The sequence below is a fragment of the Kutzneria sp. NPDC052558 genome (genome assembly GCF_044547355.1).
Lineage (GTDB): Bacteria > Actinomycetota > Actinomycetes > Mycobacteriales > Pseudonocardiaceae > Kutzneria.
Genome location: NZ_JBIUAG010000006.1, coordinates 386326 through 409037, shown reverse-complemented (window position 1 = coordinate 409037; position 22712 = coordinate 386326). Strand labels below are relative to the sequence as shown.

Here is a 22712-nt window from a genome sequence, read left to right as displayed (position 1 = left end):
AAGGGGGCTTTCCTCCACTCCGAGTGGAGGAAAGCCCCCTTCCAAGCGTTTGAGGCTTGACGGGTCAGAGGCGGACTGGGTATTGGGGCTCGGGGATGACGGGCCTGATGCGGCCCTCGATGAAGATGCCGTGCCAGAGCATGAACATGAGCAGCGCCCAGATGCGGCGGCTGTGGTCCATGCCGCCGGTCCGGTGCTCCTCGATCACGGCCAGCACCGCCTGCTTGTCGATCAGGTGGTCGGTCTGGGACTGGCGCACGATGTCGACGGCCCAGGGGTACATGTCCTCGCGCAGCCAGTGCCGGATGGGCACCGGGAAGCCCAGCTTGCGACGGTTGATCACGTGCGCCGGGATGATGTCGGCGATGGCCCGCCGCAGCGCGTACTTGGTGGTCTCGCGGGTGATCTTCTGCTCGAGCGGCACCTGCGAGGCGATCTTGAACACCTCGTGGTCCAGGAACGGGACCCGCAGCTCCAGCGAGTTGGCCATGGTGACCTTGTCCGCCTTGACCAGGATGTCGCCGCGCAGCCAGGTGAACAGGTCCACGTGCTGCATCCGGCTCACCGGGTCCCAGTCCGCCGACTCGCGGTAGGCCTTGGCGGTGGCGTCGGCGTGCGTGATCGACGGGTCGAAGGTCCGCAGCACCGCGCGCAGCTGGTCGTCCCGGAAGATACGGGCGTTGCCGTAGTAGCGCTGCTCCAGCGTGAGCGCGCCGCGGCGCAGCAGGTCCTTGCCGCGCACGCCCTCGGGGATGCGGGTGGAGACCCGGCCCATGGCCTTGCGCAGCGAGCCCGGCACCTTCTCGAACGCCGACAGCGACAGCGGCTCGCGGTAGATGGTGTACCCGCCGAACAGCTCGTCCGCGCCCTCGCCGGACAGCACCACCTTGACGTGCTGGCGGGCCTCGCGGGCGATGAACCACAGGGGCACCAGCGCCGGGTCGGCCACCGGGTCGTCCAGGTACCAGACGATCAGCGGGATGGCTTCCATCATCTCGGCCGGCGACACGGTCCGGACCACGTGCTTCACGCCGATCGCGGCGGCCGATTCGGCGGCCACGTCCACCTCGGAGAAGCCGGCCCGCTCGAAGCCGGTGGTGAAGGCGATCAGGTCCGGGTTGTGCTCCTTGGCCAGGGCCGCGATCACGGTGGAGTCGATGCCGCCGGACAGGAACGAGCCCACGGTCACGTCGGCCCGCATGTGCTTGGCCACGGAGTCGCGCAGCGCGTCGGCGATGTCGGCGTACAGCTTGGTGGCGTCGGCCGGGCCGTGCATCACGCGCGGGCGGAACTTCGGGCTGAAGTAGCGCTCGATGGAGATCTCGCCGCCGGGGGCGAACGTGAACGAGGTGCCGGACTCGATCCGCCGCACGTGCGTGTTCAGCGACTCGGGCTCGGGCACGTACTGGAGGATGAAGTAGTGCTGGAGGGCCCGGCGGTCCAGCTTGGGCTCGATGCCCAGGGTGTCGGACAGCTCCAGGATGCTCTTCTTCTCGCTGGACATGGCGATGCCGCCGGGGCCGGCCGCGTAGTACAGCGGCTTGATGCCGAACGGGTCCCGGGCACCGAAGATGATCTTCTTTTCGCTGTCCCAGATCATGAACGCGAACATGCCGCGCAGCCGCGGCACGGCCGCCGCGCCCCAGTAGTGGTACGCGGCGACGATCACCTCGCTGTCGCCGTCGGTGTGGAACTGGGCCCCGAACCGCTCGATCAGCTCGGCCCGCAGCTCGATGTAGTTGTAGATCTCGCCGTTGAAGGCCAGCGCGTACCGGTTCTCCTGCCCGGGCGGGCCCCACAGCAGCGGCTGGTGGGAGTGCTCCAGGTCGATGATGGCCAGCCGGTTGAAGCCGAACACCACCTCGCCGCCCTGCCAGGTGGCGACCTCGTCCGGGCCGCGGTGCCGCTGGCAGTGCAGGGCCCCGGCCAGCGCCGGACGCGCGGCTGCGGCCGCGTTCTCAGTGGGACAGATCAGTCCAAGCAGACCGCACACGTCCTAACCGCACCTCTCATCGAAACAGGGCACAACACACCGGGGGGTCGCCGCCCAGTATGCCCATGGCGGGCGGATGGCCGAGCGGCAGGCCGTGGGCCGTCCCGGGCGTGACTCCCAGGAGTAGACGCGGCGCCCCGCTCCACCGTTGCCAGGGCCGGGCCGGATCGATCACCCCCGAGGGGTGGCCCGACACCGGCTGGGTTAGGCTCCGACCTGATTGACGGCGGGGTGCCGTCACCGCTGCTGAGCAGCGGCTGGTGTGGGGTCACGCCAGAGGCCCGTCACGAGGAGGCAGCGAGCAGTGCGCCTGATGGAGGGCTCCCGGAAAGCACGGGTGGCCAAACTCGCCGGGCTGGCCGGCCTGGTCGCGGTTGCCGCAAGCGGCTGTTCGACCGACGAGGTCCTGCGCTTCGGCTGGCCGGTCGGCATCACGCCGCAGGCGGACGCCATGCGTGACCTGTGGACGTGGTCCGTGGTCGCCGCGCTGGCGGTCGGCCTGGTCGTGGCGATCCTGATCCTGTGGCCGGTGGTCTTCCACCGCAAGCGCAGCGACGAGCTGCCCAAGCAGCTTCAGTACAACCACCCGCTGGAGATCGTCTACACGGTCATCCCGGTGGTCATCGTGGCGGTGCTGTTCTACTTCACCGCCACCACCGAGAACTACGTCACGGACAAGAGCCACACCCCGGACGTCACGGTGGACGTGGTGGGCTTCCAGTGGAACTGGGAGTTCAAGTACGAGGGCTACAAGACGCCGGACGGCGCCGTGGTGTCGACCGTCGGCACGAGCAGCGAGATCCCGCTGCTGGTGCTGCCGACCAACAAGTGGATCCAGTACAACCTGGTCTCCACCGACGTCATCCACTCGTTCTGGGTGCCGGCCTTCAACTTCAAGCGCGACGTGTTCCCGGCGCCGGACAAGAACAACCAGGACTCGTCCTTCCAGAACACGATCGACCAGACGGGCTCGTTCGTCGGGCACTGCGCCGAGCTCTGCGGCGCGTACCACTCGGCGATGAACTTCGAGGTCCGCGCGCTGCCCAACGACCTGTTCCAGCAGTTCATGCAGCTGCGGGAGAAGGTCAACGCCAAGACCGGCAAGCCGTACACCACCTCCGAGGCGCTGTCGGAGATGAACTGCGGCGACCTGTGCGCGCCGCTGGCCACGACCACGCATCCGTTCAACACGGACCGCACGGCCCGGACCGGAAGCTGAGGAACCGCCGATGAAGATTGAGTCCAGGATCTTCGAGATCGTCGCCGGCTTCTGCTTCATCATGGCCGTCATCTACGGCCTGTGGGCCAAGGAGCCGGTCGGCATCGTCGCGCTGACCCTCACCGGCGGCCTGTGCCTGATCACCGGCACCTACTTCCGGTTCGTGGCCCGCCGCATCCCGGAGCGTCCCGAGGACGACACCGAGGCCGAGGTCAGCGACGGCGCCGGCGAGCTGGGCTTCTTCAGCCCGGGCAGCTACTGGCCGTTCGGCATCGCCGTCGCCGCCGCGATCGGCGCGCTGTCGCTGGCCTTCTTCCAGACGTGGATGCTGGTCATCACGGTGGTGCTGATCCTGATCACCGTGGGCGGCCTGGTGTTCGAGTACCACACCAAGCCCAACCACGAGTGAGCCAGCTGAAGGTGTACTGAGCGAACGGCCCCGGGCATTCAGCCCGGGGCCGTTTTCGCGCACGATGCCCGTGTGCCGCTACTAGACGACCGAGCCGCCACCCGGCGACTGCTGGACCGCTTCGGGTTCGGTCCGCGACCGGGGGAGCTGGACTCGCTGGCCGCCGGCGGGTTCGCGGCGGCGTGCCAGCGGGTGCTGGCCCAGGCACCCGACGCGGTGTCGCTGCCGGACCTGGGGGCGGAACCCGCCCCGGTGAGCAAGAAGGCCAGCGCGGCTGAGCGTAAGCAGCGCCAGAAGACGTTGCGGGGCCAGCAGGTCACGGCCGCCCAGTGGTGGCTGGACCGGATGGCCGGCGCCACGTCGGCGCTGCCGGAGCGGCTGACCTGGTTCTGGCACGGGCATTTCGCCACCAGCGTGCAGAAGGTGCGCAGCGCCCGCCTGATGCTGCGCCAGAACCAGGCGCTGCGGGGCATGGGCGGCGGCGACTTCACCGCGCTGGCCAAGGCGATGGTGGTGGACCCGGCGCTGCTGCTGTGGCTGGACGGCCAGCAGAACAAGGTCGGCGCGGCCAACGAGAACCTGGCCCGCGAGTTCATGGAGCTGTTTACGCTGGGCGTGGGCCACTACAGCGAGAACGACGTGCGCGAGGCCGCCCGGGCGCTGACCGGCTGGACGGTGGACCGGGACGCCATGACCTCATCGTTGGCACCCAAACGACACGACAACGGCGTCAAAACCGTGTTGGGAATCACCGGAAATCTCGACGCCGATGGATTTGTCGACATCGTGCTGAATCGTCAGGACTCGCCGCGCTTTGTGGCGGGCCGGCTGTGGTTCCGGTTGGTCAGCGCCACGCCGCCGGCGGCGGACGTGCTCGACCGGCTGGTCGCGGGCTACGGTCCGCAGCGGTCCATCGGGGGGCTGCTGCGGGCCGTGCTCGCCGAACCGGCGTTCCGGGACCCGGCCACGAGTCTGGTGAAGCAGCCGGTGGAATGGGCGGCCGGCCTGATGCGGGCGTTGGGCGTGCAGCCGTCGACACTGCCGGTCACGCAACTGGAAGCCGGGCTGCGGGGCATGGGCCAGGTGCCGTTCGAGCCGCCGAGCGTGGGTGGTTGGCCGGCGGCGCAGTCCTGGCTGACCACCTCGGCCGGGCTGGCCCGCCTGCACCTGGCGCAGCTGATCGTCGGGCACGTCGACGTGTCGCACATCACGTCCGCAGCGGCCGCCGGCGCGGCCCTGGGCGTCGACACCTGGAGCCAGCGGACCACGGCGGCGCTGGCCGGCCTGCGAGGGGCGCAACTGGCCGCGATGGCCGCCTGTGCGCCGGAATACGTGGTGAGTCAATGAGAATCAGCCGACGGGCCTTCATCCTGGCCAGCGGCGTGGTCGGCGCGAGCGCGCTGGCCGTCGGCGCGACCCAGGTGAACTGGGCCGACCTGATGACTGCCGCCGCCCGGGATCCGCTGCGCCCGGACACCGGCGTGTTGGTCGTCTGCACCCTCTACGGCGGCAACGACGGCCTGAACACCGTGATCCCGGCGGCCGACTCGGCGTACCAGAAGGCTCGGCCCGATCTGGCCTACCAGCCGCACGAGGTGCTCGACCTCGGCGACGGTCTCGGCCTCAACCCGGGCATGACCGGCTTGAAGAAACTGTGGGACGACAAGCGATTGGCCATTGTGCGCGGCGTCGGCTATCCCAAGCCCGACCACAGTCATTTCCGGTCCATGGCCATCTGGCAGACCGCGTCGCCCGACAGCCCGCAGCCGACCGGCTGGTTGGGGCGCTGGCTCGACGTCACCGGCGACGATCCGCTGCGGGCCGTGTCCATCGAGCCCGTGCTGCCGCCGCTGATGGCCGGGCAGCGGACCGCCGGCGCGACCCTGCCCGTGACCGGTCTCAAGCTGCCGACCGGGGCGCTGGGCACGTCGTTTTCGCTTCTCGGGCAACCGGAATCCGGCGAAGCACCCGATCAGGCGAGGGCTGCTCGGTCCATCGCCGACCTGCACACCACCGCCACCAAGCTCGGGCCGGCCGTGAAACCCAGCAGCGACAGCAAAGGCCAGCTCGCGGCTCAACTGGATGTGGTCGCCGGCCTGGTCGAGGCCGGCGTGCCGACCCGGGCGTATTCCGTGTCACTGGGCGGTTTCGACACCCACGCCGACGAGAAGAGCACCCAGCAACGGCTGCTCACCGAGCTCGACCAGGCCCTCTCCGCCTTCGTGGATCGCATGCGGGGCAAGCAGGTCGTCGTGCTCGTCTACTCCGAGTTCGGCCGCCGCGTCGCCGCCAACGCCAGCGACGGCACCGACCACGGCACCGCCGGCCCCGTGTTCGTCATCGGCGACGTCGTCAACGGCGGCTTCTACGGCCAGCAGCCCAGCCTCACCGACCTCGACAACGGCGACCTCCGTGAGCACACCGACTTCCGAGACGTCTACGCCACCATGCTCCGCGACGTCCTCGGCGCCGACCCCGGCGAGGTCCTCGCCGGCCACGACGCGACGGTCAACGGTTTGCTCACCTGAAGCTGCTTGGAAGGGGCATTCCTGGCGGTGGAGGCGGGTGGGTGCGGTTGTGGTTCGGGTGCCCGCGCCGCGCGGTTGCCGGGGGGTGGGTGGATCGTTTGTGGTTGGTGGTGGCGGGGTGGAGTCTGCTTTGTGGGGTTGGGGTTGTTGTGTGGTTGGGGTGGGGTGGGGACGTTGTTCGGCTGAGGGGTGGGGTTTGCTTTGTGAGGTTGGGGTTGTTGCGTGGTTGGGGGTGGGGTGGGACGGTTGGTTGGTGGCTCCGGGTGGATTTTGTGTGGAGGCCTCTGGGCGATGGCGTATCAAGGCGCTATCGGGCAGGCTCCGCCTGCCTCGATACGCAAGAAGCTTATGCCATCGCCCCCCTCCACACAAAATCCACCCTCCGATTGTCAAAGCGGAAAGTCTGTGTTGCCGATCGCTTTCCCGGGTCGCCGACCCCGCTTTGTTGGAGAGGGATTTTCGGTTCGCTCTGGAGTTGTCAAAGAACGGTAGCGCGGTGCGGGCGGCGGGTGGGGCGGGAATGCGTGGTGGTCAGTACTGGTGAGGTTGAGTGGTGTAATGCCGGCCCTGCGGCGTGACCCAGTGAAGCGTTCCGTCCTCGTCGAGGGTGACGGTGTGGTCGCCGTGCTTGATGTGGTGATGGTGTTGGCAGTAGCCCTTGAGCTGGTCCGGGTTCGTCTTGCCTTTCGGCCACGGGATGGTGTGGTCGATTTCCTGGATGGGATTGACACAGCCGGGGGCGCAGCAGGTGCCGCCGTCGCGGAGTTTGGTGAACTCCCGGCAGCGGGCTGGGGGCTTGTAGAGGTGGGTGGCCATCGCGGCGGCCCGCTGGTACTCATCGAGCAGGACGCCGCGCCAGGGGCCGAGCATGGCGAGTTCGCGGGCGGAGTCGGCGCTGATGGGGCCGTAGCCGTCGAGCAGGCCCGGGTCCTCGGTCAAGCCCATCAACGTCTCCATCGACAGCGTGACGTGGACCTGCACCTTCCGATCGATGCCATACCCCAGGAACCGGTCCAGGAAGGCGTCCACCCGCTTCTGGTCAGTCGTGCGGCAGTCCTTGCACAGCGCCCGGGCGTCGGCGGTGGCGATGTCGTAGCACTGCCGGGCGTCGATCGCCGACATGCGGATCCGCAGCTCGGCCATGCCGTTGGGCAGCGGGTAGAACTCGATCCGCCGCTCCTTGTCACGGGCCTTCTGGCGGCGCTGCTCATAGCCCAGCGGATCAGCCTCGGCCACCAGCTTGGTGGTCCGACGCGCGAGTTGGGTGCGGGTGAGCTCGGCGGCGACATCCACCAGCTGGTCTTCGATCTGGGGGATCGTGGCGGGGTCGAGGTGGATCACCCGCTCGTCGACGGTCTCCAGCCGGCGTAGGTCGATCTCCCCGCGCCGTAGCTGCTCACACAGCCGAGGCAGGCGGTCTAGGACTTCGGCGCGCTCCTGCTGGCGGAACAGGGATTGTTCGGACTCGTGGGTGGCCATGGACATCTCGGCCAGGTCGTCGAAATTCCGAAGAATGCACAGCCGAGCGTGGTCGGCAACCGCCGTGATCTTGCGGGCAATGACGAATGCGGTGACCTGTTGCTCAGCGGTGAGGGTGGAGAGATCTGCGCCGAGGAGCAGGTCCAGCATCGCTCCCGAAGGCTCAGCGGACTCTAGCTCTCGGGTGATTTCTGACATACCCCAACGATACCCCTATTGAAGATCAAAATCGAACCACTAACGAGTGAACCTGTGTTTCATGCATAATCGCAACGACCCCACAAACAGCATTACGACCCCACCCGCAGCACCACGGCGACAATCATCTTCACCTTCAGGCTCCGGAGGGTGGATTTTGCGCGGAGGGGGGCGATGGCATAAGCTTGTTGCGTATCGAGGCAGGCGGAGCCTGCCCGATAGCGCCTTGATACGCCATCGCCCAGAGGTCTCCGCGCAAAATCCACCCGGAGTCACTAACCATCCCACCCCGCCCCCTAAACCGAACAACGTCCCCACCCCTCACCGCAAACCCCACCCCCGGCAACCGCGCGGCGCGGGCACAAGAACCACAACCACACAACCCCAGAAGCCCACACCCAAAAACAGCCAGCCCAACGTCAAACGCAGTGAAAGGCCCTTTCACCGCATGACGTCAGGCAGTGGCGAGCTTGCTGGAGAGGCTGATCCACCGGTCAAGGAGTTCTGCTGCCGCCCCCGAGTCTATCGCTTCGGCCGCGACGGAAAGGCCAGCACGGAGATCGGCGTGGAGATCAGAGCCAAGCCCGTTGAACACGGCGACGGCGCCGGCGGCGTTGATGAGCACGGCGTCCCGGACGGGGCCGGTGCGGCCGGCCAGGAGGTCCCGCACGACTTGGGCGTTGTACGGGGCGTCGCCGCCGACGAGGTCGGCGGGCAGAGCCGGGGTGACGCCGAGCCGGGACGGGTCGATGCGGTCGGTGCGGACCGTGCCGTCCTGGGCGATCCACACGGACGTCGTGGTGGTCGTGGTGATCTCGTCCAGCCCGTCGTCCCCGCGCACCAGCAGCACATGCGCGCCCCGGGAGGCGAACACGCCGGCCATCACGGGGGCCATGGGTTCCCGAGCGCAGCCGACCAGGCCGTACTTGGGCTGCGCCGGGTTGGACAGCGGCCCGAGGATGTTGAACGCGGTCGGCACGGCCAGCTCACGCCGGGGCCCGGAGGTGAAGCGCAGCGCCGGGTGGTAGGCGGGGGCGAAGCAGAACCCGATGCCGACCTCGGCCACGCAGCGCTGCACGGCGTCCGGCGGCAGCTCGATGGCCACGCCGAGTTCCTCGAGCACGTCACCGGTGCCGCACTTGGACGACGAGGCGCGGGCCCCGTGCTTGACCACGGGCACGCCGGCGGCGGCGGTGACGATGGCGGTCATGGTCGAGATGTTGACGGTGTGGGCCTGGTCGCCGCCGGTGCCGACGATGTCGATGGCCCGGCCGGCGACGTCGACGGTGCGGGCGTGCCGCAGCATCGAGTCGGCCATGCCGAGCACCTCGTCGGCGGTCTCGCCCTTGGCCCGCAACGCGACCGCGAACCCGGCGATCTGCGCCGGCGTGGCCTCGCCGGACATCACCTGGTCCATCGCCCAGCCGGTCTGCGCCGCCGTCAGGTCGTCCCCGGCGATCAGCGTGCCCAGCAGGTCGGGCCAGGTCAGCGTGCTCATCTCGGCACGGGCGCACCGGACCGCAGCACCTCTGCGACGGTCTCGGCCGCGGTCAGCGGGTCCAGCGGGTGCACGATGACGGCGTCCGCCTGCGACCAGGTGGCCAGCCAGCGGTCGTCCTTGCGCCGCACCGCGATCACGATCGGCGGGCAGTTGGTGATCTCGTTCTTGAGCTGGCGGGACAGGCCCATGCCGCCGGTGGGCTGCGCCTCGCCGTCCAGGATGGCCAGGTCGATGCCGCCGCCGTCCACGTGGTAGAGCACGTCCGCCACCGTGCCGACCTCGACGTACTCCACGCGGCCCAGGTCCGGCGCCGGCCGCCGGCCGACGGCGTTGACGATCGCCTCGCGGACCTCCGGCCGGTGGCTGAAGACCAGGACCTTCCACGTCTGCGTGCTCATACCGTGATGCTATCTGTGTCACACCTTCAGGTCTGCAAGCAGTCCCATCCCAGGGCGTCCCCGCCCAGCCGCTGGGCCAGCCCGGCCATCCGGGACCGCTCCTGCGCGCAGCTCAACGCGGTGATCACCTGGGCGCGCAGCGCGTGCAGGCGCACAGGATCACCCGTTTCGACCACCCGCAGCTCCCAGCCGTCCTGCGCCAGCACGGCCCGGGCCCGCTCCACCTCGTCCGCCGGCAGCACCAGATGGTGGCGCAGCACCGCCTTCTCCTCGACCCTCAGCCGGGGCGACCGGGCCAGCACGGCCGAGTCCGCCTCGGCCGGGTCGAAGGCCTCGGCGACGATCTCCAATGCAGGGTTGTCCAGGTCGAACGGCAATTCCGCCCGCCGCCCGAACATCGACCCCAATCGCCCGAACACGCCCATCGCTCTCGATCTCCCCGTGCACCCCACCCGACCGGGCGGCCTGATCCACCGCAGGCAATAATGCGACCCGTGACAACGGCAGCTCCTCCCATCGCTCAGCGGGTCCACTCGCTGAATCGCCCGAACATGGTCAGCGTGGGCACCATCGTGTGGCTGTCCAGCGAGCTCATGTTCTTCGCCGGCCTCTTCGCGATGTACTTCACCGTGAAGGCCCAGAACGTCGGCGTCTGGCCGCCCGAGCCCACCCATCTCGACCTGGCGTACGCGCTGCCGTTCACGATCATCCTGGTGCTCTCCTCGGTCACCTGTCAGATGGGTGTGTTCGCGGCGGAGCAGGGCGACGTCTTCGGCCTGCGGCGCTGGTACGTGCTCACCTTCGTGATGGGCCTCATCTTCGTGTTGGGCCAGGCCAACGAGTACCGGATGCTGGTCGAGGAGGGGACGACCATCCCCAACTCGGCCTTCGGCACGGTCTTCTTCCTTGCCACCGGGTTCCACGGGCTGCACGTGATCGGCGGCCTGATCGCCTTCATCTTCCTGCTCATCAGGACGAGGTTGAGCAAGTTCACGCCGGCCCAGGCGACCTCGGCGATCGTGGTGTCCTACTACTGGCACTTCGTCGACATCGTCTGGATCGGCCTGTTCGCCGTCATCTACGTCATTCCCTGACCCAGCCCCGAACTGACAGCAAGGGTTGCCCACCATGACCACCAAGCCACCCGCCGACGCGGCGGGCACGTCCGCCCCGGCGGGTAAGCGGGGCCGCTCGCGTTCCAAGCTGAAGCGGCGGGTCTCCGGCCTGTTGGCGCTCGGCGTCGCGCTGCTCGGCGCGGGCGCGCTGTACGCCGTCGTCGTGCCCGCCCCGCAGACCGCTCAGGCGTCGGACTCGTCCTCGCTCATCGAGCAGGGCCGGCAGCTGTTCAACAACAGCTGCGTCACCTGCCACGGCGCCAACCTGGAAGGCGTCAAGGACCGCGGGCCCAGCCTGATCGGCGTCGGCTCCGCCGCGTCCTACTTCCAGCTGTCCACCGGCCGCATGCCGCTGTCCGGCGGCCAGACGGCCGAGGCCGCGCGCAAGCCCCCGGTGTTCACGCCGCAGCAGATCGACGCGCTGGACGCGTTCATCCAGGCCAACGGCGGCGGCAAGGAGAAGCCGACCGCCTCGGACGAGCAGCTGACCAGCGGCGACCCGTCGCGCGGCGGCGAGCTGTTCCGCCTGAACTGCGCCAACTGCCACAGCTTCACCGGCCGTGGCGGCGCGCTGTCCTCCGGCAAGTACGCGCCCGAGCTGGACGGCGTCACGCCGAGCCAGATCTACACGGCGATGCTGACCGGCCCGGAGAACATGCCGGTGTTCGGCGACCGCCAGCTCACGCCGGACGAGAAGAAGGACATCATCACGTACATCAAGTCCGTGACCGATGGCAACAACAACCCCGGCGGCAACGCGCTCGGCGGTCTCGGCCCGATCTCCGAGGGCCTCATCGGATGGATCGTGGGCATCGCCGCGCTGGTCGGCGTGACCCTGTGGATCGGAAGCAAGGCATGAGCGGCGAGCACGACGAGAAGCTGCCCACCGAGGCAGAGCTGGACGGCATGAGCCGGGACGAGCTGGTCAAGCTCGGCACCAAGCTCGACGGCGTCGAGCTGATCAGCTACGAGGACCCGTGGCCGGTCAAGGGCACCAAGGCCGAGAAGCGCGCCGAGCGCGCGGTGGCCTACTGGTTCCTGCTGGCCGCCGTGGCCGGACTGGCCTTCATCGTGGCCTTCCTGTTCTGGCCGTGGGAGTACGCGGCCCCGAACACCGACGGCTACTTCCTGTACAGCCTCTACACCCCGGTCATCGGCGTCACGCTCGGCCTGACCGTGGTCGGCCTGGGCGTGGGCGCGCTGAACTACACCAAGAAGTTCATCCCGCACGAGCTGGCCGTGCAGGACCGCCACGACGGCGGCTCGGCCAAGGTCGACCAGGAGACGATCCTGGCCGAGCTGGCCGACGCCGGCGTGCGCAGCACCATCACTCGCCGCTCCCTGGTCAAGCGGACCGCGGGCGCCGCGGCCGGCGTGATGGGACTGGGTCTGGTGGTGCTGCCGCTGGGCGGCATGCTGAAGAACCCGTTCAAGGACACCAACTCCAAGGACTCGCTCTGGCACACCGGCTGGCAGGCCAGCTTCCCGGGCGAGAAGGTGTACCTGCGCCGCAACACCGGTGACGCCGGCGAGGTCGCGCTGATCCGCCCGGAGGACCTGGACGCCGGCGGCTTCGAGACGGTGTTCCCGTTCCGCGAGTCGGAGCGGGGCAACGAGGAGGCGCTGTCCGCGGCGCTGCACCGCAGCGACAACCCGGTCATGCTGATCCGCCTGCGGCCGGACCAGAACGTGGTCAAGCGGGCGGGCCAGGAGAACTTCAACTTCGGCGACTACTACGCGTACTCGAAGATCTGCACCCACCTGGGCTGCCCGACCTCGCTGTACGAGCAGCAGACCGGCCGTCTGCTGTGCCCGTGCCACCAGTCGCAGTTCGACGTGTTCGAGTACGCCAAGCCGGTCTTCGGCCCGGCCGCCCGCGCGCTGCCGCAGCTTCCGATCGAGGTTGACGAGAGCGGATACTTCGTGGCACGCGGCGACTTCATCGAGCCCATCGGCCCCGCGTTCTGGGAGCGTGACTCATGAGCGGCATCACCACGCCGACCAAACCGGCGAACACGGCGACCCGTGTCGCCGGCGGCGCCGCGAAGTGGGCCGACGACCGGTACCACCTGGCCGCCGGCATGCGTCGCCAGCTGAACAAGGTCTTCCCGTCGCACTGGTCCTTCCTGCTCGGCGAGATCGCCCTGTACAGCTTCATCGTGCTGTTGCTGTCCGGCACGTACCTCGCGCTGTTCTTCGACCCCTCCATGCAGGAGGTCACCTACAACGGTGCGTTCGACAACCTGCGCGGCATCCAGATGTCGCGGGCCTTCGCCTCCACCCTGGACCTGTCGTTCGAGGTGCGCGGCGGCCTGTTCGTGCGGCAGATCCACCACTGGGCGGCGCTGCTGTTCATGTCGGCGATCGTCGCCCACATGTTCCGGATCTTCTTCACCGGCGCGTTCCGGCGCCCGCGTGAGGTGAACTGGGTCATCGGCGTCGTGCTGTTCATGATCGGCTCGCTCGAGGGCTTCTTCGGCTACTCGCTGCCCGACGACCTGCTGTCCGGCACCGGCCTGCGCGTCATGTTCGGCCTGATCGAGTCGATCCCGGTGCTGGGCACCTGGGTGGACTGGATCCTGTTCGGCGGCGAGTTCCCGGGCAACGTGATCCTGCCGCGCGTCTACACGCTGCACATCCTGCTGCTGCCCGGCGTCATCCTGGCGCTGATCGCCGTGCACCTGGGTCTGGTGTGGTACCAGAAGCACACGCAGTTCCCCGGCCCGCGCCGGACCGAGAAGAACGTCGTCGGCGTGCGCATCATGCCGGTGTTCGCGGCCAAGGGCGGCGGCTTCTTCGCCCTCGTCGCCGGCCTGCTGGCGCTGATGAGCGGCCTGTTCCAGATCAACCCCATCTGGAACTTCGGCCCGTACAACCCGGCCCAGGTCTCCTCCGGCTCGCAGCCGGACTGGTACATGGGCTGGACCGACGGTCTGGTGCGTCTGTGGCCGGCGTGGGAGGCCTACATCCACCTCCCGTGGGGCCTGAACTTCACCATTCCGGCGCCGTTCCTGCCGTTCATGCTGGGCCTGCCCCTGCTCACCGGCATCGCCGCGGTCTACCCGTGGATCGAGCGCCGGATGACCAAGGACACCGCGCACCACAACCTGCTGCAGCGGCCGCGGGACGTGCCGGTGCGGACCAGCCTGGGCATGATGGCGATCACGTTCTTCATGGTCTGCCTGCTGTCCGGCGGCAACGACATCATCGCCGACAAGTTCGACATCTCGTTGAACGCGACGACGTGGATCGGCCGCATCGGCCTGCTGGTGCTGCCGCCGCTGGTGTACTACGTCACCTACCGGATCTGCATCGGCCTGCAGCGGGGCGACCGCGAGGTGCTGGAGCACGGCATCGAGACCGGCATCATCAAGCGGCTGCCGCACGGTGAGTTCATCGAGCTGCACCAGCCGCTGGGCCCGGTCGACGAGCACGGCCACCCGCACGCGCTGCCGTACCAGGGCGCCCCGGTGCCCAAGAAGATGAACAAGCTGGGTTCGGCCGGCGCCCCGGTGGCCGGCGGCTTCCTCACGCCGGACCCGGCCGAGGAGGTCACCGCCCTGGCCAACGCCCGCGCCGAGGCGCACGCCGAGTCGGCGGCGGCCGAGGCCGAGTCGAAGCGGCAGAAGGAGCTGGCCGGCAAGCCCCAGCAGCCCGAAGCCTGACCGCGGTTTCAGTGTCATGAAGGGCCCCATCCTGACGTTGAACGTCAGGATGGGGCCCTTCATGACGTTCGGGGTCAGGCCTGGGCGGCGAGGTCGTCCTCGACGGTCTGGGTCAGGCCCTGGGGCGTGGGCACGACCAGCGACGCGCCGCCGGTGAGCGACTGCAGGGCCTGCACCGCGCGGAAGGCCGGATCCTGGCGCAGCCGGTGGTACGACGGCGTGATCCGGGTCAGCCAGGGCGTGGGCAGCCGGCGTGAGGGCAGGCCGCCCAGCGAACGGATCAGCCCGTCCAGCTCGAACAGCGGCGACAGCGCGAACCGGCTGCGGGCTAGGTCCTCGCCGCCGACCTCGAACCTGAGCATGCCCCGACCTTACGTCCCTGCACGTAACTGTGGCTCGTGGCCGTGGCCGGATCCCAAGCTCGGTCCATGACCTACGGCGGCGTGTTGTCCGACACTTCGTTCCGGGTGCTGTTCACCACCCGCACCCTGGCCATCAGCGCCGACACAGTGCGCATGGTGGCGTTGTCGGTGCTGGTGTTCAGCATGACCGGCTCGCCGCTGCTGGCCGCGGTGGCGTACGGGATCTCGTTCCTGCCGCAGCTGATCGGCGGCAGCCTGCTCGGCGCCGTGGCCGACCTGCTGCCGCCGAAGCGGCTGATCGCCCTCGGCTACGGCGTGGAGTTCGGCAGCGGGCTGCTGCTGGGCCTGATGCGCCTGCCGGTGTGGCAGGGCATGGCCCTGGTCGCCGCCGTGTCGATGGTCACGCCGCTGGTCAACGGGGCGGTGGGCCGGGTGGTGGCCGATGTGCTGGACGGCGAGAGTTACGTCCTCGGCCGTTCCCTGCTCAACCTGGCCTCGTCGGCGGCGCAGCTGATCGGCATGGCCGGGGCGGGCGCGGCGGTGGCGGTGCTCGGCCCGCAGCACGCCATGTTGGTCACCGCGTTCCTGCACCTCATCGCCTCCGCCTGGGTGCGGCTGCGGTTGCCTGATCGGCAGGTTTCGCCGGGGGAGCGCGGTGCGGTGGCGGCCGTGCGCCGCAGTTGGACCGGCAACCGGGAGTTGTTGCGGGACAACACGATCCGGACGCTGGTGCTGGCCCAGTGGCTGCCGCCGGCCTGCGTGACCGGGGCGGAGAGCCTGATCGTGCCGTACGTCGCCGCGCGCGACCTGCCGGCCCAGACCGGCGGTCTGCTGCTGGCCTGCCTGCCGGTCGGGATGATGCTGGGCAGTCTGGTGGTCGGCCGGGCCGTGCGGCCGGAGACCCGGCGGCGACTGCTGGTGCCGATGATGGCGGTGGTCGGCCTGCCACTGCTCGGCTTCGCCATCGCCGACCTGCCGGTCGTGCTGTGTGGGGCGCTGCTGGTCATCTCCGGCGTCGGCTTCGCCTACGGATTGCCGCTCCAGCAGCGGTTCCGCGACGTCGTGCCGGCCGACGCCCGTGGTCAGGCGTTCGGCCTGCTGTCCACCGGTCTGATGACCGCGCAGGGAATCAGCCCCGTCGTGGCCGGGGCGCTGGCCGGCGCGGCCCCGGCGTCGAACGTCATCGCCCTGTGCGGCGCCGGCGCGGTGCTGACCGTGCTGCTGTTCCGGCTGCGGGCGGTGGACGTGATGGCTCAGTCCAGGCCGGCGGAGAAGGAATCCTCGGCGTCGCGGCGGGAGTAGGAGCGGAAGGCGATGTGGGTGTCGGTGTTGAGCACGCCCGGCACCTTGCTGATCCGGCCCGGCACCAGCTCGGCCAGGTCCTCGTGCTTGGCCACCTTGACGTGCGCGATCAGGTCGACGTCGCCGGCGCAGGAGTAGACCTCCTGCACGCCGTCGATGTCGGCGATCGACTGCGCGGCCTCCGGGATGGACTCGGCGGTGGCCTGGATCAACACGATCGCCGTGATCACGACGGGACCTCCTGTAATGGTTCGACGACGTGCCGATCGTAAGGCAAGGATCGGCCCATGAACTGGACCGTTCGCCCTGCCGTCCCCGCCGACGCCGAGGAGCTGACGCGCCTGCGGGTGGTGATGTTCGAGGCCATGGGCCGCGACATCTCGAACACCGACTGGGAGCGCCCCTGCGTGGATGTGTTCCGGCGCGACCTCGGCGGCCCCGGCCTTGTCGCGACCGTCGTGGACGCCCCGGGTGGCGGCCTGGCCAGCTGCGCCGCCGCCTTCATCCGCCCGGACATGCCCCGGCCCGGCGACCTCGGGACGGCCAGCGCGCACGTGCACAACGTCTGCACCGACCCGGCCTGGAGGCGGCGCGGTCTGGCCCGGCTCGTCGTCGAGGCCCTGGTCGACCAGCTCGACGCCCTCGGCGTGACGAAGTCCGACCTGCACGCCACCGAGGAGGGCCGCGGGTTGTACGAGAGCCTCGGCTACAAGCCCCGCGACGGCGGCGTGGAGATGGTGAGGCATCTCAGTTGAGGCCGGCGTATACCTCCCGCCCGGCGACCGCGCGATCCACCCAGGCCCGCCAGCCGGCGGCCGACTTCGCCGGCTCCGACCAGGGCGTGTCGCAGTAGACCAGCCGCGTGCCGGGGCGGTTGAGCCAGCGCAGCACCACCCCCGTCTCCTCGGCCGGCGCGCCGCGCAGCGGGCCCTCGCCGGGAATGACCGTCTCGGCCGAGGCGACGAGGGCATCGACCACGGGCATCGGCCGCACGCCGCGACGGGCCACCCCGGCCGAGGCCAGACGGCCGTGGCGGACCACGGAGAACTCCCAGCCGCCGCTGCCGTCGGGCCGGGCGGCGACCAGCTCCGGCAGTGCGGCCAACGCGGCCAGCCGCTGGCCCCGGTCGACCGCCCGGACCAGGTCGGCCAGGCGGTCGCGGCGGATGGCGGCCTCCTCGAACCGTTCGGCCAGGGCCAGCTCCTCCAGCTGCGAGGCCAACCGATCGAACGGCGCGAGATCCCGGCCGGCGATGAGGTCCCGGACGGCCGCCGGCGCGTGGCCATAGTCGTCGACGTCCTGCCGCCCGGCACAAGGCGCGCGGCAGCGGCCGAGCTCCGCCAACGCGCACGGCGTGCCGTTGGCCCCCTTCGCCGGAATCCGTTGGCTGCATGTGCGCAGGCCGGTGGCGTCGCTCAGCGCCGTGGCCGCGGTGTCGGCCGACACCCGTGACCGGAACGGCCCCAGCGCGCCGTCGCGAGGCCGGCGCACCACCGACAGCCGTGGGAACGCCTCGTCGGTCAGCGTCACCCACCAGCCGCCCTGCTGGTTGCGGGAACGCCGGTTGTACTGCGGCTTGTGCGCCGTCAGCAGGCGCAGCTCCCGGACCTCCGCCTCCAGGGAATGGGCGCACACCACGGAATCCACGCGGGTCGCCAGCGCCACCATCTCCCGGATACGGCCCCGGCTCTCGCTGCCAGTGAAGTACTGCCGCACCCGTCGCCGCAGGTCCGAGGCCGTGCCGACGTACAGCACCTCCTCCGACGGGCCGCGGAACAGGTACACCCCCGGCTCCGACGGCAGATGCTGGGCCAGGGTCCGCTTGCGCCGCTGCGCCGGCGTGATGTCGGGGAGGTAGTCGAACAGCTCCTCCAGCGACTGCACGCCCATCGGGCCGACCCGCTCCAGCAGGCCGTGCAGCACGTCCACCGTCGCCTTGGCGTCGTCCAGCGCACGGTGGTTCGGCGTCGTGTCCGTGCTGAACAGCTCGGCCAACGCCGACAGCCGGCAGCTCGGGGCCTCGTCCCGGGTCAGCACCCGCCGCGCCAGCCGGACCGTGCACAGCACCGCCGGCTTCGGCCAGGCGTAGCCGTGCTGCGTGCACGCCGCCTTCAGGAAGCCGGTGTCGAACGCCGAGTTGTGGGCCACCAGCACCGCCCCGGCCGCGAACTCCAGGAACGCCGGCAGCACCTCTTCTATAGGCGGCGCCGTGTACACCATCGCCTCGGTGATCCCGGTCAGCCGCACGATCTCCGGCGGGATGCCCCGGCGGGGGTTGACCAGCGTGCCGAACTCGCCCAGCACCACCCCGCCCCGCACCTTCACCGCCCCGATCTCGGTGATCGCGTCCTCGCCGGCCCGGCCCCCGGTGGTCTCCAGGTCGACGACCACGAACGTGGTCTCCCGCAACGGCGTGCCCAGCTCGTCGAACGTCAACTGGCCGAGATCGTCAGCAGTGGCAGTCATGGTGATCGGGATGCTGCCACCCACCCCTGACAGTTCCCGCCCGCCCACCCCGCCTCCGGCGCTTGGAAGGGGGCTTTCCTCCACTCCGAGTGGAGGAAAGCCCCCTTCCAAGCATGGCGGGGTGGGCCAAGTGGGTGACCTGGGTGTTGGCGCCGGCGGCGTGTGGGTCGGTTCCCCGTCAGCCGGGGCGGGCCGCACCTACTAGCCTGTGAGGGTGTCCGCGTCAGCCGAAGCCGATGAGCCGGGTCAGGGGCCCGAGCTGTCCGCCGTGGACGGTGGCGATGATCAGTCCACTGTGGACTGGTCGGCGCTGCCCGACCCGGTGCGGGCCCGGCTGGCCGAGATCAGCGCGGACGCGGTGGGCGTGTTGGCCCGGGTGGACATCCCGCAGCAGGTGAAGGCGGTGGCCCGGTTCGCGCCGGCCAAGCGGGCCCGGCTGGGCGGGGCGGCGCTGATCGCGGGCCTGCGCGACGTGCCGGCGTTCCGCACGGCGGTGGTGGAGTGGTGCCGCGAGCACCGGCCGGCGGCGCTGGACGCGACCGCGCCGGACCCGGTGGCGGCGGCAGCGGCGTCGGTGCTGCTGGGCGAGCCGGCGGCGGTGCATTTCGTGGAGCTGGTGGCCAGACGGGTCGGCGAGGCGCAGCTGCGCGCGGAGCGGGACGCGGCGGTGTCCAAGGCCCAGCGCGCGGACGCGGAGCTGCGCCGGGTGCAGGGCGAGCTGGACGCGAACCAGGGGGCGGAGGCGAAGGTCCTCCAGGAGCGCGACGCCGAGTTGGAGCGGCTGCGCAAGCGGCTGCGGGAACAGGGCGTGAAGCTGCGCGAGGCCCGGGACCGGGCGGACAACGCGATGGCCGAGGCGGAGAAGGTCCGCACGGAGGCGTTGGCCGAGGTCAAGGCCCTGATCGCGGAGCGGGACCGGGAACGCGAGCGGGCCGAGACGGAGCGGGCCAAGGCCCGCCGCGCGGAGAACGACGCGGAGATCGCCCGCCAGTCGGCGCGGGAGGCCCGCCAGGCCGACGAGGTCCGGCTGGCGCTGTTGGTGGACACGCTGGACGGCGCGGTCACCGGCCTGCGCCGCGAGCTGGCCATCGGCGGCGGCACGGGCCCGCGCCCGGCGGACATGGTGCGCGGCGCGACGGCGGCGCAGGGCACGGTCGGCCGCGTGGAGGATCCGGCGGCGCTGGACCGGCTGCTGGCCCTGCCGACGGTGCACATGGTCGTGGACGGCTACAACGTGACCAAGACCGGCTATCCGGAGCTGCCGCTGTCCGACCAGCGGGACCGGCTGGTGCACCAGATGGCGGTGCTCGCGGCCAGGACCGGGGCGGAGGTCACGGTGGTGTTCGACGGCGCGGGCGTGGTGGCGGTGCCCTCGGCGGCCCCGCGCGGTGTCCGTGTCCTGTTCTCCGACCCGGGCGTGCTTGCCGACGACGTGATCAGGGCCTTGGTGACCGCCGAGCCCGAGGGACGGCCTGTGGTTGTTGTCACGTCCGACCGCGCGGTGGCGGACTCGGTGCGCCGCCGTGGCGCGCACCCGGTGCCGTCGGCGGTGCTGCTGGCCCGGCTGGTCCGGGTGTGAAGAGTTAAACCCCCGCGACCTGCCGATTCGGTGAACGGGTCGCCGTCCGCGCCGAACGGGATTCACGCCAGGTCAACCTGCCCGGCGGTGTGATGCTCCGAACGAGTGAGCACGACCGTTCATCGGTCGCCGTCGTCACGCCGGGTGGACGGACCGACCCTCCTTTCGTAACCTACCCGAGACCTTGCGGCGACCAGCCGGCCGACCAGGCCGGCGACGCGGGGTCACCGTCCGTGTCGGCCCGTCGGGGGACCGACCGCCCATGACGGGCTCTACCTCGAAGGAGACACCACCGACGTGGCGTCGAACCGACTCAAGCACGTGGTGCGGGGTGCCATCGCCCTCACGGCCGTGGCCACCGTCGTCGGCCTGAACCCCGGGTCCGCCGTCGCCGATCCGCCGTCCAACCTCCAGGACGCGAAGTCCCAGCTGGACGCGGCCAGCAAGGCCGCGGAGGTCGCCGACCAGGCCTATCTGGCCGCGCAGGACGACCTGAAGGCCAAGCAGGCCGAGGTCGCCAAGGCCGCCGCCGACATCCAGACCTACACCCAGCAGGCCAAGGACGCGCAGGCCAAGCAGGACCAGTACCGCGGGCAGGTCGACCAGCTCGCCTCCGCGGCCTACTCCGGTGTGCAGTTCACCCAGCTGTCCGCGCTGCTGACCGGCAAGTCCGCCCAGGACTTCCTGGACCAGTCCAGCGAGCTGCAGTTCCTGGCGCAGCAGAACGCCATCGTCATGGACGGCTACGACAACGCGATCAAGACGGCCGACAGCGCCAAGGCCAAGGCCGCCGACTCGCAGGTCAAGTCGCAGGCCGCGGCGGACGCGGCGCAGAAGATCCTGGCCGACCTGGACCAGAAGAAGAAGGACGCGGACACCGCCAAGGAGAAGTCCCAGTCCGCCTACAACCAGCTCGACGCGGCGGCCAAGGGCCTGCTGGCCGGGGCCGGCGACATGGGCGTCTTCCTGGGCCCGCCCGGCGCGGCCGGCACCGCCATGGACGCGGCGGTCGGCGAGCGCGGCGTGCCCTACGTCTGGGGCGGCACCACGCCGGCCGGCTTCGACTGCTCCGGCCTGATGCTGTGGTCCTACGCCAAGGCCGGCATCACGCTGCCGCGCTCGGCGGCCGCGCAGTACACGGTGGGCAAGGCGGTCTCGCTGAACGCGCTCATCCCGGGCGACCTGATCTTCTACGGCAGCACCGCGTCCAACATCCACCACGTCTCGATGTACGTCGGCGGCGGCAAGGTGGTGCACGCCCCGACCGAGGGCGAGGTCGTCAAGATCGTGCCGATCGGCAACTCGGGCTCGGACATCTTCGGCGCCAAGCGCATCGTGGGCTGATCCCGACAAGCTGGGCCAACGCGCACGAGGCCGGCACCCGGACGGGGTGCCGGCCTCGTGCGTTCACCCGGTCGGTACCCTGCCTGGCGTGGTGGCCAACAAACTCAGACATGCAGTGCGTGGTGCGGTGGCCCTCTCGGCCGTGACCGCGGTGGTGAGCCTCAACCCCGGCGCAGCGGTCGCGGATCCCACCCCCGGCAACGCCCAGGACGCTCAGAAGCAGGTCGAGCAGCAGACCGCGCAGGCCGACCAGATCGGCCAGCAGTACCTCGCGGCCAAGGACGACCTGGCGGCCAAGCAGGCCGACCTGGCCAAGGCCAACGCCGACATCCAGACCTACGGCAAGCAGCTCGCCGACGCCCAGGCCAAGGAGGAGCAGTTCCGCGGCCAGGTCGACCAGGTCGCGGCGGCCGCGTTCGATGGCGCGCAGTTCACCCAGCTCTCCGCCCTGCTGACCGGCAAGTCCGCCCAGGACTTCCTGGACCAGTCCAGCGCGTTGCAGATGCTGGCCCAGCAGAACGCCTCGGTGCTCGACACCTACGAGGGCGCGGTCAAGCAGGCCTCGGACGCCAAGGCCAAGGCCGCCGAGGCGCAGAAGAAGGCCCAGGACGCCTCCGACGCGGCGGCGAAGATCCTGGCCGACCTGCAGACCAAGAAGGACGCCGCGGACAAGGCCGTCGTCGACGCCAAGGCCGCCGTGGCCAAGCTGAGCGCCGCCGCCAAGGCCGCCCTCGGCGCGGCCGGCGACATGGGCACGTTCATCGGCCCGGCCGGCGCGGCCGGCGCGGCCATGGACGCCGCCCTCGGCCAGCGCGGCACGCCGTACCAGTGGGGCGGCGAAACGCCGAACGTCGGCTTCGACTGCTCGGGCCTCATGCAGTGGGCGTGGCGGCAGGCCGGTGTCAGCCTCCCGCGCTCGGCCGCGGCCCAGTACTCCGTCGGCAAGTCGGTGTCCAAGGGCGCGCTCCAGGCCGGCGACCTGGTGTTCTTCGGCAGCACGGCGTCGAACATCTACCACGTCGGCATGATGGTCAGCCCGACCCAGATGGTGCACGCCCCGACCGAGGGCGAGGTCGTCCAGGTCGTCTCGCTGTCCGTGATGTCGGACTACTTCGGCGCGAAGCGCCTCGTCGGCTGAGGTCTACTCTGTCGCG

General features: G+C 70.2%; 21 protein-coding genes. 13 read left to right on the top strand and 8 right to left on the bottom strand.

The window, feature by feature from the left end:
* Positions 1-64 precede the first annotated feature (64 nt).
* Positions 65-1993, bottom strand: coding sequence for an asparagine synthase (glutamine-hydrolyzing) (gene asnB / locus ACIG5F_RS14220; RefSeq protein WP_396518082.1), 1929 nt, complete (start codon positions 1991-1993; stop codon positions 65-67).
* A gap of 313 nt (positions 1994-2306) precedes the next feature.
* Between asnB and coxB the strand changes: the two genes are divergently transcribed.
* From coxB to ACIG5F_RS14200, 4 genes are all read left to right on the top strand, one after another.
* A complete protein-coding gene (coxB, locus tag ACIG5F_RS14215; RefSeq protein ID WP_396518109.1) occupies positions 2307-3212 on the top strand; it encodes a cytochrome c oxidase subunit II in 906 nt (301 codons plus the stop codon).
* A gap of 10 nt (positions 3213-3222) precedes the next feature.
* Positions 3223-3621: a cytochrome c oxidase subunit 4 gene (locus tag ACIG5F_RS14210; protein WP_396518081.1), complete on the top strand. Its 399-nt coding sequence runs from the start codon at positions 3223-3225 to the stop codon at positions 3619-3621.
* Between the two features lie 72 nt (positions 3622-3693).
* The gene (locus ACIG5F_RS14205; RefSeq protein WP_396518080.1) at positions 3694-4968 is read left to right on the top strand and encodes a DUF1800 family protein; all 1275 of its coding nucleotides are present in this window, start codon (positions 3694-3696) and stop codon (positions 4966-4968) included.
* A complete protein-coding gene (locus ACIG5F_RS14200; RefSeq protein ID WP_396518078.1) occupies positions 4965-6149 on the top strand; it encodes a DUF1501 domain-containing protein in 1185 nt (394 codons plus the stop codon). The genes ACIG5F_RS14205 and ACIG5F_RS14200 overlap by 4 nt, the downstream gene beginning before the upstream one ends.
* 531 nt (positions 6150-6680) lie before the next feature.
* Here the strand turns inward: ACIG5F_RS14200 and ACIG5F_RS14195 are convergent.
* The 4 genes from ACIG5F_RS14195 to ACIG5F_RS14180 all read right to left on the bottom strand — a co-directional run bounded on the left by ACIG5F_RS14195 (position 6681) and on the right by ACIG5F_RS14180 (position 10150).
* Positions 6681-7778, bottom strand: a complete 1098-nt coding sequence (locus ACIG5F_RS14195) for a DUF222 domain-containing protein (RefSeq protein WP_396518076.1) — start codon at positions 7776-7778, stop codon at positions 6681-6683.
* Positions 7779-8280: 502 nt separating this feature from the next.
* Complete coding sequence (trpD, locus tag ACIG5F_RS14190; RefSeq protein ID WP_396518075.1) at positions 8281-9324, bottom strand: anthranilate phosphoribosyltransferase; 1044 nt, start codon at positions 9322-9324, stop codon at positions 8281-8283.
* A complete protein-coding gene (locus ACIG5F_RS14185; protein WP_396518074.1) occupies positions 9321-9725 on the bottom strand; it encodes a hypothetical protein in 405 nt (134 codons plus the stop codon). The genes trpD and ACIG5F_RS14185 overlap by 4 nt, the downstream gene beginning before the upstream one ends.
* 26 nt (positions 9726-9751) lie before the next feature.
* Positions 9752-10150, bottom strand: coding sequence for a hypothetical protein (locus ACIG5F_RS14180; protein WP_396518073.1), 399 nt, complete (start codon positions 10148-10150; stop codon positions 9752-9754).
* A gap of 60 nt (positions 10151-10210) precedes the next feature.
* Between ACIG5F_RS14180 and ACIG5F_RS14175 the strand changes: the two genes are divergently transcribed.
* Genes ACIG5F_RS14175 through ACIG5F_RS14160 form a run of 4 tightly spaced genes read left to right on the top strand, consistent with a single transcriptional unit; the run spans position 10211 to position 14505 of the window.
* Positions 10211-10819, top strand: coding sequence for a heme-copper oxidase subunit III (locus ACIG5F_RS14175; RefSeq protein ID WP_396518072.1), 609 nt, complete (start codon positions 10211-10213; stop codon positions 10817-10819).
* Between the two features lie 34 nt (positions 10820-10853).
* Positions 10854-11699 carry a c-type cytochrome gene (locus tag ACIG5F_RS14170; protein WP_396518071.1) on the top strand — a complete coding sequence of 282 codons (846 nt, stop codon included), beginning with the start codon at positions 10854-10856 and terminating at the stop codon, positions 11697-11699.
* Complete coding sequence (locus tag ACIG5F_RS14165) at positions 11696-12823, top strand: ubiquinol-cytochrome c reductase iron-sulfur subunit (protein ID WP_396518069.1); 1128 nt, start codon at positions 11696-11698, stop codon at positions 12821-12823. Before ACIG5F_RS14170 ends, ACIG5F_RS14165 begins: the two co-directional genes overlap by 4 nt.
* Positions 12820-14505 carry a cytochrome bc complex cytochrome b subunit gene (locus ACIG5F_RS14160; protein ID WP_396518067.1) on the top strand — a complete coding sequence of 562 codons (1686 nt, stop codon included), beginning with the start codon at positions 12820-12822 and terminating at the stop codon, positions 14503-14505. Before ACIG5F_RS14165 ends, ACIG5F_RS14160 begins: the two co-directional genes overlap by 4 nt.
* A 74-nt stretch (positions 14506-14579) precedes the next feature.
* On the opposite strand, the gene ACIG5F_RS14155 is transcribed toward ACIG5F_RS14160, so the two are convergent.
* Positions 14580-14867 carry a hypothetical protein gene (locus tag ACIG5F_RS14155; RefSeq protein WP_396518066.1) on the bottom strand — a complete coding sequence of 96 codons (288 nt, stop codon included), beginning with the start codon at positions 14865-14867 and terminating at the stop codon, positions 14580-14582.
* Between the two features lie 66 nt (positions 14868-14933).
* Here ACIG5F_RS14155 and ACIG5F_RS14150 point away from each other — a divergent pair, with 66 nt between their 5' ends.
* Complete coding sequence (locus ACIG5F_RS14150) at positions 14934-16169, top strand: MFS transporter (protein ID WP_396518065.1); 1236 nt, start codon at positions 14934-14936, stop codon at positions 16167-16169.
* Here the strand turns inward: ACIG5F_RS14150 and ACIG5F_RS14145 are convergent.
* Positions 16121-16399 carry an Lrp/AsnC family transcriptional regulator gene (locus tag ACIG5F_RS14145; protein ID WP_396518064.1) on the bottom strand — a complete coding sequence of 93 codons (279 nt, stop codon included), beginning with the start codon at positions 16397-16399 and terminating at the stop codon, positions 16121-16123. The genes ACIG5F_RS14150 and ACIG5F_RS14145 overlap by 49 nt on opposite strands.
* 57 nt (positions 16400-16456) lie before the next feature.
* Between ACIG5F_RS14145 and ACIG5F_RS14140 the strand changes: the two genes are divergently transcribed.
* The gene (locus ACIG5F_RS14140) at positions 16457-16924 is read left to right on the top strand and encodes a GNAT family N-acetyltransferase (RefSeq protein ID WP_396518062.1); all 468 of its coding nucleotides are present in this window, start codon (positions 16457-16459) and stop codon (positions 16922-16924) included.
* On the opposite strand, the gene ACIG5F_RS14135 is transcribed toward ACIG5F_RS14140, so the two are convergent.
* Positions 16917-18635: a DEDD exonuclease domain-containing protein gene (locus ACIG5F_RS14135; RefSeq protein ID WP_396518061.1), complete on the bottom strand. Its 1719-nt coding sequence runs from the start codon at positions 18633-18635 to the stop codon at positions 16917-16919. The two genes, ACIG5F_RS14140 and ACIG5F_RS14135, sit on opposite strands and share 8 nt — an antisense overlap.
* A gap of 214 nt (positions 18636-18849) precedes the next feature.
* On the opposite strand from ACIG5F_RS14135, the gene ACIG5F_RS14130 reads away from it, so the two are divergent.
* The 3 genes from ACIG5F_RS14130 (at position 18850) to ACIG5F_RS14120 (ending at position 22696) form a co-directional block, all read left to right on the top strand.
* Positions 18850-20214 carry an NYN domain-containing protein gene (locus ACIG5F_RS14130; RefSeq protein WP_396518060.1) on the top strand — a complete coding sequence of 455 codons (1365 nt, stop codon included), beginning with the start codon at positions 18850-18852 and terminating at the stop codon, positions 20212-20214.
* A gap of 297 nt (positions 20215-20511) precedes the next feature.
* Positions 20512-21558, top strand: coding sequence for an NlpC/P60 family protein (locus ACIG5F_RS14125; protein WP_396518059.1), 1047 nt, complete (start codon positions 20512-20514; stop codon positions 21556-21558).
* 88 nt (positions 21559-21646) lie between these two features.
* On the top strand, positions 21647-22696 hold the full coding sequence (locus tag ACIG5F_RS14120; protein WP_396518058.1) for an NlpC/P60 family protein: 1050 nt from the start codon (positions 21647-21649) through the stop codon (positions 22694-22696).
* Positions 22697-22712 lie beyond the last annotated feature (16 nt).

Bases quoted from the DNA above. Each gene is read 5' to 3' on its own strand.
- ACIG5F_RS14175 (WP_396518072.1), top strand. From the start codon at position 10,211: ATGCGACCCGTGACAACGGCAGCTCCTCCCATCGCTCAGCGGGTCCAC.
- coxB (WP_396518109.1), top strand. From the start codon at position 2,307: ATGGAGGGCTCCCGGAAAGCACGGGTGGCCAAACTCGCCGGGCTGGCC.
- ACIG5F_RS14185 (WP_396518074.1), bottom strand. From the start codon at position 9,725: ATGAGCACGCAGACGTGGAAGGTCCTGGTCTTCAGCCACCGGCCGGAG.
- ACIG5F_RS14195 (WP_396518076.1), bottom strand. From the start codon at position 7,778: ATGCTGGACCTGCTCCTCGGCGCAGATCTCTCCACCCTCACCGCTGAG.
- ACIG5F_RS14180 (WP_396518073.1), bottom strand. From the start codon at position 10,150: ATGGGCGTGTTCGGGCGATTGGGGTCGATGTTCGGGCGGCGGGCGGAA.
- ACIG5F_RS14155 (WP_396518066.1), bottom strand. From the start codon at position 14,867: ATGCTCAGGTTCGAGGTCGGCGGCGAGGACCTAGCCCGCAGCCGGTTC.
- ACIG5F_RS14210 (WP_396518081.1), top strand. From the start codon at position 3,223: ATGAAGATTGAGTCCAGGATCTTCGAGATCGTCGCCGGCTTCTGCTTC.
- ACIG5F_RS14160 (WP_396518067.1), top strand. From the start codon at position 12,820: ATGAGCGGCATCACCACGCCGACCAAACCGGCGAACACGGCGACCCGT.
- ACIG5F_RS14135 (WP_396518061.1), bottom strand. From the start codon at position 18,635: ATGACTGCCACTGCTGACGATCTCGGCCAGTTGACGTTCGACGAGCTG.
- ACIG5F_RS14200 (WP_396518078.1), top strand. From the start codon at position 4,965: ATGAGAATCAGCCGACGGGCCTTCATCCTGGCCAGCGGCGTGGTCGGC.
- ACIG5F_RS14150 (WP_396518065.1), top strand. From the start codon at position 14,934: ATGACCTACGGCGGCGTGTTGTCCGACACTTCGTTCCGGGTGCTGTTC.
- trpD (WP_396518075.1), bottom strand. From the start codon at position 9,324: ATGAGCACGCTGACCTGGCCCGACCTGCTGGGCACGCTGATCGCCGGG.
- ACIG5F_RS14140 (WP_396518062.1), top strand. From the start codon at position 16,457: ATGAACTGGACCGTTCGCCCTGCCGTCCCCGCCGACGCCGAGGAGCTG.
- ACIG5F_RS14165 (WP_396518069.1), top strand. From the start codon at position 11,696: ATGAGCGGCGAGCACGACGAGAAGCTGCCCACCGAGGCAGAGCTGGAC.
- ACIG5F_RS14170 (WP_396518071.1), top strand. From the start codon at position 10,854: ATGACCACCAAGCCACCCGCCGACGCGGCGGGCACGTCCGCCCCGGCG.